Genomic DNA, 10,383 nt, shown 5'->3' on the forward strand with positions numbered 1-10,383 from the left:
CTTTATGACGCCAATTTTTGAATGGGATCAACTACTTGATACCGGCCTTGAAGAAACGGATCAGCAACACCAGCACCTGTTGAATCTGATCAACTCTTTTGGCGACTCCCTTGCCAATAACCGGATCAATGAAACTGATGTCAGCAACCTCTATGACGAACTGGTCGATTACACTCGTTATCACTTTGAAGAGGAAGAGCGACTGATGATCCAGTCCCATATCGACCCCCGACACTTTGAAGAACACACCCGGATGCATCAAAGTTTTATCGCCGAGGTCGGACGTCTTTACCAGGACTACCAGAGCAGTCAGCATCAGATCGGCAGTGGTCTGTTCGATTTTCTCCTTAACTGGGTGGCTTATCACATTATGGGCACCGACATGGCGATGGCCAGACAAATTCAGGCAATCGGTACCGGCACAGGTCCGCAAACAGCATACGCGCAAGAAGGGCGTCACAGCGACAGAAGAACCGCGCTTTTATTACGTTCGCTGAAAAACCTGTTTGAACAGGTCTCCAGGCGCAACAGACAACTCACCGAGGTGAACCGTTCCCTCGAAGAAAAAGTCAGAAAACGCACCTGCGAACTCGAGACCATCAACACCCATCTGGCAAGACTGGCTTCCACTGATCCCCTGACCGGTCTGGTCAACCGGCGTCGGGCCATGGAAATACTGCATTTACTATGGCAGGAAGCCGAAACAATGGATCAATCATTGGCCTGCATGATGATTGATGCCGACAGCTTCAAGCAGATCAATGATCATTACGGCCATGATGCCGGCGACGATGTGTTGCGCGCGTTGGCGCGCGAACTGACCGAGGCCGTACGCACCGACGACAGTGTCTGCCGTCTCGGCGGGGATGAATTCATGCTGATCTGCCCGGCAACCGACGTTGCCGGGGCACTGTATCTGGCAGAAATGCTGCACAAACACATTGCCGGCCTGCAGATTCCCGCCGGGGAGGGCTTCTGGCAAGGCAGTGTCAGTATCGGTGTGGCGGTCAGGCAGCTCGAAATGAAGAGCATTGATGCGTTGATCAAAGCCGCCGACCGTAGTCTTTATGCCGCCAAAGAGGCCGGTAGAAATTGTGTCAGAATGATAAGCTGAGCAGATTTCTCTTCAGGCAGAGCAAACTGGACCCACATGATGAACCAACCCGATCGACACCCTGTTACGAATCTCACTCCATACCATTCATCCCTGCGGATTGCACTGATCTATTTATGCTTCTCGGTTGTCTGGATCTACTTTGGCGACCGTCTGCTCCTTACGTTCTTGGCGGATCCCGATGCACTGACCAGATTTCAGACCTACAAGGGGCTGCTGTTTGTCTGCGGTAGCGTGGTATTGATCTTTTTTCTGGTCAAAAATGCTCTGAGCCATGCGGCGCGACTTCAGCAGATCGTGCGTGACCAGGAGGAGGGATTCCGGCTGCTGATCGAAAACCAGAACGATCTGATTGTCAAGATTGACCCCCAGGGTCATTTACAGTTTGTGAGCCCTAGCTACTGCACCATATCGGGAAACTCCGAAAAAGAGTTGCTGGGCCGCAGTTTTATCCCCCCGGTTCAAGATCAGAACCATGTCACTACAGCTGAAGCAATAGAGTCGTTACGAAGATCCCGCGGCACAACCTATTTCGAGCAGAGGGTTTTAACCGTCGATGGCTGGCGCTGGTTCGGTTGGTCGGGCCGCGCAATCACCTCTGAAAGCGATGGATTAATCGCCATTATCTTTGTAGGTCGTGATATTTCCGACATCAGGAAAACCCTTGCAGCGCTGCATGCAAGCGAAAAGAAGTTTCGCAATCTCTTTGAGATGTCAATCGATGCCATCTTCATCGTTGACAAATCAACCGGTCGGTACCTGGATGCCAATCTTGCGGCTTCCCGGCTTACCGGATATAGCATCTCACGGTTGAAAGAAATGACGACCAGGGAACTTACGCCCACCAAGGCAAGTAACCGGCTGAAGCAGCTTGATAATTTCCAGGACAGTATGGATCTGGGACTGGTCACCTATCAGCGTTCTGATGGAGACGTCCGGGTTGCTCAGCTTCATACCATTCCCGTTGATGAGTCGAGGGTTTTTGGCATTGCCCATGACATTACCGCCCTGAAACAAGCCGAGTTGTCACTAAAGTTAAAAAGCCAGGAGATGGAGAGCTTTGTGTACATGGTTTCCCACGACCTTAAAAGCCCGCTGGTAACCATAAAAGCCTTTCTGAAGATGCTGGAACAGGATATCAAGGATGATAACCAGGCGATGGTAACGCAGGACCTGGAATTCATCAGCGGTGCGACCGAAAAGGTTGAAACCTTACTGGAGGCCTTGCTGCAACTTTCCCGCATCGGCAGGGTCGACTCTCAAGTGCAGTCCCTCCGGGTAAAAAAGCTGATTGCCGATTGCCTGACAGCGCTTGCCGGTCCCCTGCAACAACGACAGGTTGTAACTGCGGTTGCCGAGGTACCTCATGAACTGAGCGGTGATCCGCTGCACTTCGGACAGATCTGGCAGAATCTTATTGAAAATGCTATCAAGTACATGGGCGACCAGCCCCGGCCAGAAGTTTCCGTCGGCGTCGAGTACCAGCAAGACGAAACGATCTTTTTTGTTTGCGACAATGGCATGGGGATCGCCCCTGAGCATCATCAGCATATTTTCACTATCTTTACCCAGCTCAACCGCGCCAGCGATGGAACCGGTCTGGGACTTTCTCTGGTTAAGAAAATTGTCGAGCTGTATGGTGGGCGTATCTGGCTGGAGTCCCAGGGGGTCGGGCACGGCAGCTGCTTTAAATTCACCCTGCCGACAGCCCTGATCAGCCATGCCCCCATGGCCAAGGGCACCAAGGACCAGCCGGCGAGCAACGGGGCGACTCGGTCTGAATAAACAGGTACTCATTGCAATCTCTAGTGACAGGAAATTTTGATGACACAACCGGTTGACATATCACGTCAACATCGGCTGATGGCCGGTCGGATGACCCTGATCTATTTGCTGTTCTCGCTGTTCTGGATCTATGTCGGTGACCACTTGCTGCTCTTTGTCATCGATACTCCTGCCCAGCTGACAGACTGGCAGACGATCAAGGGAGTACTTTTTGTGTTATTCAGCGCAGTGTTGATCTATGTGCTGATCTACCGGTCACTACAATCATTGCGCCGGGAACAGATCCAGGCGCAGCGACTCGCTGACATGACCAGGCACTCTCCTGCCGTCAGCATCTGCTGGAGCAATGCGACCGGCTGGCCGGTTAGCTTCATCAGCGACAATATCGCCCAATGGGGGTACAACGCTGAGGAGTTTCGCTGCGGTGAACTCACCTATGAAGAGCTGATCCACCCTGACGACCTACCCCGTATTGAAGCAGAAGTTGGCCGGTATTTTGCTCATGGACCCGACAGCTATCAGCAACAATACCGCTTTCGTCATGGGGATGGGCACTGGATCTGGCTGGAAGATCGTACCTGGCTGGCGCGTGACAAACAAGGGCAGGTAACTGATATATATGGCGTCCTGATCGATATAACTGAAGAAAAACAGCTGCTGGAACAATTGCGTATTGGTGAAGCCAACTATCGCATGCTGTTTGATGCCAACCCCCACCCCATGTGGGTATATGATCTCGACACCCTGTCCTTTCTGACGGTCAATGACGCCGCCATCACCCATTACGGCTACAGTCGCGCAGAGTTTCTCGCCATGACCATTCGCGACATCCGCCCGCCGGAAGATATCAGCAGGCTAAGGGACAATATCGCCACAGTCACCGATGGCCTCGATCAAGCCGGTACCTGGCAGCACATTACCAAAGACGGCAGATTGTTGTCGGTGGAGATCACTTCCCACACCCTGACTTTTGAAGGGCGCAAAGCGGAGGTGGTACTGGCCCATGATGTCAGCGATCACTTAAAGGCAAAAAAAGCCCTGCTGGATCGCAATACCGAACTTGAACGCTACCACGCCCTCTCCATCGGACGGGAAGAACAGATGATCGCGTTGAAGCGCCAGATCAACGCACTTTCCCGGATGCTGGGCAAAACTCCACCCTTTGACCTGTCATTTGCTGAAGCAGATGGAGAAAAACCGTCATCGTGAAAACGCCACCGTCTTTGACATCCCTGAACGCTTTTCTGATTCGCCGCATCCTGTTGTGCCTGATTCCCCTGGTTCTTCTTTCTTCGTGGCTGGCTTTCGACAGCGTTCGCTCATTGCAGAGGCAACAGCTCCGAGAGATGGAACATCTGGCAAAAAATCTGATTACCGATGTAGATCAATTCCTTAATGCCCGCATTAATGCCCTGCAGATGCTGGCAGAGTCGCGATTGGTGGACGATCCAGCCCTGTGGCCGCTGCTTCACCATCAGGCCCAGGGGTTTTTCAAGGGGTTTGGCAACCATATCATCCTGCTCGAAACCGGAGATTCTGTCAGCGTTCGCCTCCATTCCCGACTTCCCTTCGATAGCACGATGCCGCACCCGCCGGAACATGCTGCAGCAACAGCCATGACGGCAGCTTCAAGTGGTCGTCCGGTTATCAGTGATATCTTTGTCGGGGTCTTGACCGAAGAACCAATGGTCATTATAGCCGCGCCGGCAGTGCGTGACGGCCAAACCCCTTTTGTGTTTGTCGCCCCCATCGCCACCCGGCACTTTCATGACTATCTGAAGGGATTTTCATTGCCGGATGGCTGGACCATCCATCTCCACGACAGCAACTACGAATCAATCGCCTGCAACACCGAACAAACCTGGAGCATGGACTCTGCTGCACCGCGAATAGAACAATTTCAGGTTGCCTCAGAACTATCAGGCTGGTCGGTTTTTTTAAGAATTTCAGCCCCGGCCTGGAAATCACCTCTGGTATCGACGGCCATTCCACTGATTGCCGGCATCCTTTTGACCACCATTGTCGGTCTGCTCATCGGCAGATACACCAGCCGCCGATTGCAGCGGGACGTCAATTCCGTCATCCAGCCTGATATCCCTGCGCAGGACATCACCATGGACGAATTTTTAACTGCCCGCAGCATGCTCGACACCATCCGTGAGCAGATGCGCTCAAACGAGGAAAAGTTTCGCCAGTTGTTCGACCAAAACCCTGTCGCCCTGGCCTTAACCGACGACTCCGGTAACATTCTGGCGCACAACTCACAGTATCTGAAACTGTTCGGCTACTCCCTTTCAGACGTGCCGACAATCAGTGACTGGTGGCCACGAGCCTATCCCGATCCTGTTTATCGGCAGCAGGTGATGGAGCGTTGGGCTCACACCCTCACACAAACCGACAACGCAGACAGACATATCGAGGTCGGCGAATTTTGCATCCATTCCCAAGATGGAACAGAACATCTTGTGTTCATTTCGGTGATTCAGATCGATCAGGGACGGCTGGCCTGTTTTATCGATGTGACTGAGCAACGACAGCTGGAGAACAAAATCCGGGAACAACAAAAAGCCGAACTGATTCGCCTCAAAAAAACCCAGCTCGCCCTACTCAATCAGATGCAGGACGCCAACCTGGCGCAACTTCAAGCAGAAAGATCTCTGCGCGAGGTGGAACAACGCAATGCAGCGTTGGAGCAGTTCCGTTACACCATCTCCCACGACCTGCGCACCCCCCTGGTCACCATCGAAACCTTTCTCGGCTTTCTCGAACAGGATCTCGCCGGTGCCGACCAACACCTGGTTGCCAACGACATGGAACATATCCGTACCGCAACCCGGCGGATGAATATATTATTAAACGACCTCGGCAAACTGCTGCTTCCGGAAAACCACGAGCCCGTTACCGTCCTCGATTTCAACTGTCTGGCCGAAGAACTTGGTCGTTTGGCCGCCGGCCCGCTTAAGATCCATGGCACCGAATTTGTCATTATTCCCTGTCGACTGTCTCTTTACGCCAGCCATAGCCATCTGATACAGATCTGGCAGAACCTGATTGAAAACGCGATCAAATACATGGGAGAACAGACACAACCCGTCATCGAGGTCGGCGTTGAAGAAGCTGAACAGTCGCCGGTCTTTTATGTGAGCGACAACGGCATAGGTATTGCCAAACAAGACCAGAGCAAGATATTCGGCCTTTTTGACCAGCTCGACATCAGCAGCCCCGGCAGCGGCCTCGGACTGGCTCTGGTCAAACGTATCGTCGAAATGTACGGTGGACAGATTTGGGTCGAATCGGAAGGAAAAGGACGAGGAAGCTGCTTCAAATTCACCCTGCCGAATGCGCTTGTAACTGACATATCAGAAAGCTTAATAACATGACCACTATCAACCTCCTCATTGTTGAAGACGAAGCCGCACATGTCGGGATCATTCAACGCTCTTTAGACCAGGCTCAAGAGCGGTTCACGGTGAGGGTGGTGGCCGATCTGCTGTCATGCAGGGAGGAAATCACCAGGGTTCCACCCGATGTTCTGTTGCTGGACCTGAATCTGCCGGACGGCAATGCTTTAGAGTTACTAAAGGAACTCGGAACCGAAACGCCTTACCCGATCCTGGTCATAACTGCAGGCGGTAGCGAAGCACTGGCGGTTGAAGCCCTCAAATCCGGGGCCCTTGACTATGTCGTCAAGTCCTCCGAGGCCTTTGTCAATATTCGCTGGACTGTCCTTCGCGCCCTGCGGGAATGGCATGTTCGTGCAGAACGTCGGGAAGCAGTAGAGGCCCTGCGTGCCAGCGAAGAAAAGTACCGCCAGCTGTTTGAAGAGTTTAACGGTCTGATTGATGCCGTACCCGACTGCTTCATGCTGCTTGCTGCCGACCTGTCAATCATCTGGGCCAATCAGGCCACCATCACACTGTTCGACCAACCGCTTGAAGCGCTGGTCGGAAAATCCTGCCACCTTCTCTGGTACCATCAGGATGACCCCTGTGATCTCTGTGCTGCACAACAAGCGATCCAATCGGGCAAACCAGCCCTCAGCATTATCACCCTGCCCGATGGCCGCACCTTCGAAACCCGTGCGATTCCACTTTGTGATCCAACCGATACTGTCACCCGGGTGATCATTATGAAACGCGACATCACTGAACAGAAGCGCCTGCAGGACGAAGCAGCGCGCACCTCACGTCTGGCGGTGTTGGGGGAACTCTCTGCCGGGGTCGCTCACGAAATCAATAATCCCAATGCGCTGATTCGTTATAACAGCGACATGCTGGGTGGTTTTTTGAGTGATCTTTTACCCTATCTGCAGAAATCGCTGCCGAGTGATTCCAATTGTACATTTGGTGGGCTCAGCGGTGCTGATCTGGTCGAGGAAATGCCGCGGATGGTCGGCTCCATACAGGACTCAGCCCGGCGCATCAAACAGATTGTTGATGATCTGCGCGACTTTACCCGCCAGGATCTGCTCAATCAAGAGACATTCGTCGACATTAATCAAGTTGCCACAAATTGTGTCCGCCTGGTCAACAATACGATGATAGGTGTCACGGACCACTTTGATGTCAATCTGGGCAAGGATCTGCCACCGTTTAGAGGTATTCAGGGGCGCATCGAACAGGTAGTGATTAATCTGCTCATCAATGCCTGCCAGGCCCTCACCAGCCGTTCCCAGCAAATAACCCTGACAACCAGCTGCTCAGAACAACGCGACAAACTCTTTGTGATTGTCCGCGACGAAGGCAAAGGAATCCCCGCCGATATCCTTGAACACATTGTTGAACCTTTTGTCACCACCAAAAGGCAGGAAGGGGGCACCGGTCTGGGCCTGTCCGTATCGATCCGCGTCGTCAGGGAGCATCACGGTAATCTCGATTTTGCCTCTGCTCCCGGCCAGGGGACAACAGTCACCCTGATGCTGCCGGCCGCGCAGGAGGATTCATCCCATGACACACAATGAGCTGTACCCCGAACTGCCGATCCTGATGGTTGATGATGAACCGGCGTGGCTGCACAGCATGTCCCTCTCCCTCAAGGTATCGGCACGCATTAACCATGTCATCCGGTGTAGTGACAGTCGCGAAGCGATTGGATTGCTGCAGCAACACATCTGCAGTCTGGCACTGATCGATCTCAACATGCCCTACATCAATGGTGAAAACCTGCTGGCACAGATCAAGGAAAATACTCCTGATCTTCCGGTTATCATCATCAGCGGCATGAATCAGATAGAAACAGCGATCCGCTGCGTTAAGGCTGGTGCTGAAGATTTCTACATCAAAACCGACGAACGCGAACGCGTGGTATCCGGCATAATGCGCACCCTGAAGCAGATCGAACTGCGCCGCCAGAACCGTGAACTCTCTGAACGACTGTTGCGCCAGGAAGAAACCGAGCATCCGGCCTTTACTCCTTTTAGCACCTGCAGCAGCAGAATGCGTGGCATTTTTTCCTACTTGCGCGCTATCGCCCGCGGCCAGGAACCGGTTCTGATCACCGGCGAAAGTGGTACCGGCAAAGAACTGATCGCCCGCGCCCTCCACCAGCTGCGCTGCCCGGACAAACCCTGGATCGCCGTTAACGTCGCCGGACTCGATGACATGGTCTTCAGCGATACCCTCTTCGGTCATGCCAGGGGGGCCTTTACCGGCGCGGATCAACCCCGCAAGGGAATGATTGAGGAAGCTGCCGGCGGAGTGCTCTTTCTTGATGAAATCGGTGATCTGGGACCGTCATCCCAGATCAAACTGCTGCGTTTACTGCAGGAAGGTGAATATTATCCCCTCGGCAGTGATCGCCCGCAGCAAGTACGAACGCGTTTTCTGTTTGCTACCAACCACAACCTTAAAGACAAAGTCGCACAGGGTACCTTCCGCAAAGATCTCTACTATCGACTCTGCGCCCACCTGATCGACATCCCGCCACTACGTGAGCGCAAGGAAGACCTGCCACTACTGATTAATTCACTGCTTGTCGAGGCTGCCAGGAGTTTTGGCTGCGATAAACCGCTGGTACCACCCGAGTTGATCAACCTGCTCTCCAGCTACAGTTTTCCCGGCAATATTCGCGAACTCAGGGCGATGATCTATGATGCCATCAGTCTCCATGAGGGGCCCTTTCTCTCCCTGACCCAGTTCAGAAAAACCCTTACCGGCTCTCTCAATGAACATGCCCGGGAAGACGGCTACAATGCTTACGAACACACTCCGGAGAATATCACCATCGCCTTCGGTAGCCAGTTACCAACCATCAAACAGGTCAATCAGGCCCTGATCGATGAAGCTTTGCGCCGTGCTGACGGAAATCAGTCCAGCGCTGCCCGTATGCTCGGTATCAGTCCTCAGGCATTGAGCAAACGTCTCAAACAGCGACCCAGCAATTGAAACGGTTATTTCCCCATCAGGCGTCGTCCCAAAGAATATCCCGATAACCGGCAGTAGAACTAACAGCTCTCACTGCGCATTACTTCCCTCCCCCAGCATCAACCAATGTTGATGCTTCAATATAAGTTGATTTAAATTAAATACCATTTAATATCAGCAAGATAGATCCACTCTTGTGAGTTTCTTTCAACTAAGGTTGAAAATTCCATCACCGCCCCATCGACATAAACCCGCGAACAATGGTGGATTAGTTATTTTAAATTAACTGGCACAAACCTTGCTCTATTGTGAAACATCAAATAACAGAACAGGGCGACGATGAAAAAAACCATCCTCATTTATGAACCAGATTGTGAACAGGTACCCCACCTGGTTTTCCTTCTTCATCTGGCAGGCATCTGCGGCACCCATGCACGGACGGTCGAAGAGGCGATGAACTGGCTGGCAGCACACCGGCTGCAGGTCATCACCTTCGATCTATTGCTGATCTGTTCCTTCTGCCGGACTGAGCCGGAACACCAGCTGCTGAGGGATCTGCCGGGACTGGCCCTGCCGGTCGTTTTTCTGCAGCGGGACAACAGGCCGTCGGCACACCTGCCCGCTCACACTGGCATCATCTGTCACCCCGACGATCTTCTCGACCGTCTTAGAGATTGTTTGACAGCAACCACCTGTTTACCCAAGGAGAGAGCATTATGACCGCCACACAAGAGATAAACCGTGACCTGTCTTCGATGGATGAAGACTCCATGGAAGGGATGTACCTAACCTTCGATCTGGCCAGTGAAGGCTATGGCATTGAAATCCGCCACGTGATCGAGATTATCGGGATTCAGCCGATCACTGCGGTACCCGATCTGCCCGATCATGTCATCGGGGTACTGAACCTGCGTGGCAAGGTGATTCCCATCATCGACGTGCGCCGCCGTTTCGGCCTGGCCCACCGCGATCATGATGAGCGTACCTGTATCGTCGTGGTCAACGTCAACGATAATTCCGTCGGTCTGGTGGTCGACAAGGTCAGCGAAGTCATCACCATCCCCGCCACCGAGATCGAGCCACCCCCCGCCACCGGTCGCAATCGCAAACACTATATCGCCG

General features: G+C 53.0%; 8 protein-coding genes. All 8 read left to right on the plus strand.

Annotated elements, in window-relative coordinates; translation table 11 throughout:
* The first annotated feature begins 4 nt into the window (after positions 1-4).
* Entirely contained in the window at positions 5-1,114 is a 1,110-nt protein-coding gene (locus AC1931_RS13825) for a bacteriohemerythrin (RefSeq protein WP_483877871.1), read from the plus strand.
* Between the two features lie 36 nt (positions 1,115-1,150).
* A complete protein-coding gene (locus AC1931_RS13830; RefSeq protein ID WP_483877872.1) occupies positions 1,151-2,899 on the plus strand; it encodes a sensor histidine kinase in 1,749 nt (582 codons plus the stop codon).
* 39 nt (positions 2,900-2,938) lie between these two features.
* The gene (locus AC1931_RS13835) at positions 2,939-4,108 is read left to right on the plus strand and encodes a PAS domain-containing protein (protein ID WP_483877873.1); all 1,170 of its coding nucleotides are present in this window, start codon (positions 2,939-2,941) and stop codon (positions 4,106-4,108) included.
* A complete protein-coding gene (locus tag AC1931_RS13840) occupies positions 4,105-6,279 on the plus strand; it encodes an ATP-binding protein (RefSeq protein ID WP_483877874.1) in 2,175 nt (724 codons plus the stop codon). The genes AC1931_RS13835 and AC1931_RS13840 overlap by 4 nt, the downstream gene beginning before the upstream one ends.
* The gene (locus AC1931_RS13845) at positions 6,276-7,859 is read left to right on the plus strand and encodes a two-component system sensor histidine kinase NtrB (protein ID WP_483877875.1); all 1,584 of its coding nucleotides are present in this window, start codon (positions 6,276-6,278) and stop codon (positions 7,857-7,859) included. The genes AC1931_RS13840 and AC1931_RS13845 overlap by 4 nt, the downstream gene beginning before the upstream one ends.
* The gene (locus tag AC1931_RS13850) at positions 7,846-9,282 is read left to right on the plus strand and encodes a sigma-54-dependent transcriptional regulator (RefSeq protein WP_483877876.1); all 1,437 of its coding nucleotides are present in this window, start codon (positions 7,846-7,848) and stop codon (positions 9,280-9,282) included. The genes AC1931_RS13845 and AC1931_RS13850 overlap by 14 nt, the downstream gene beginning before the upstream one ends.
* A 318-nt stretch (positions 9,283-9,600) precedes the next feature.
* Positions 9,601-9,981: a response regulator gene (locus AC1931_RS13855; RefSeq protein WP_483877877.1), complete on the plus strand. Its 381-nt coding sequence runs from the start codon at positions 9,601-9,603 to the stop codon at positions 9,979-9,981.
* Positions 9,978-10,383: chemotaxis protein CheW (locus tag AC1931_RS13860; RefSeq protein WP_483877878.1), on the plus strand; the 406-nt coding region annotated here is incomplete at its 3' end. The genes AC1931_RS13855 and AC1931_RS13860, both read left to right, overlap by 4 nt.

The sequence above is a fragment of the Pelovirga sp. C15f genome (assembly GCF_057178085.1).

Excerpts from the sequence above, each read along its gene's own strand:
- AC1931_RS13825 (WP_483877871.1), top strand. The coding sequence starts at position 5 with ATGACGCCAATTTTTGAATGGGATCAACTACTTGATACCGGCCTTGAA.
- AC1931_RS13830 (WP_483877872.1), top strand. The coding sequence starts at position 1,151 with ATGATGAACCAACCCGATCGACACCCTGTTACGAATCTCACTCCATAC.
- AC1931_RS13835 (WP_483877873.1), top strand. The coding sequence starts at position 2,939 with ATGACACAACCGGTTGACATATCACGTCAACATCGGCTGATGGCCGGT.
- AC1931_RS13845 (WP_483877875.1), top strand. The coding sequence starts at position 6,276 with ATGACCACTATCAACCTCCTCATTGTTGAAGACGAAGCCGCACATGTC.
- AC1931_RS13850 (WP_483877876.1), top strand. The coding sequence starts at position 7,846 with ATGACACACAATGAGCTGTACCCCGAACTGCCGATCCTGATGGTTGAT.
- AC1931_RS13855 (WP_483877877.1), top strand. The coding sequence starts at position 9,601 with ATGAAAAAAACCATCCTCATTTATGAACCAGATTGTGAACAGGTACCC.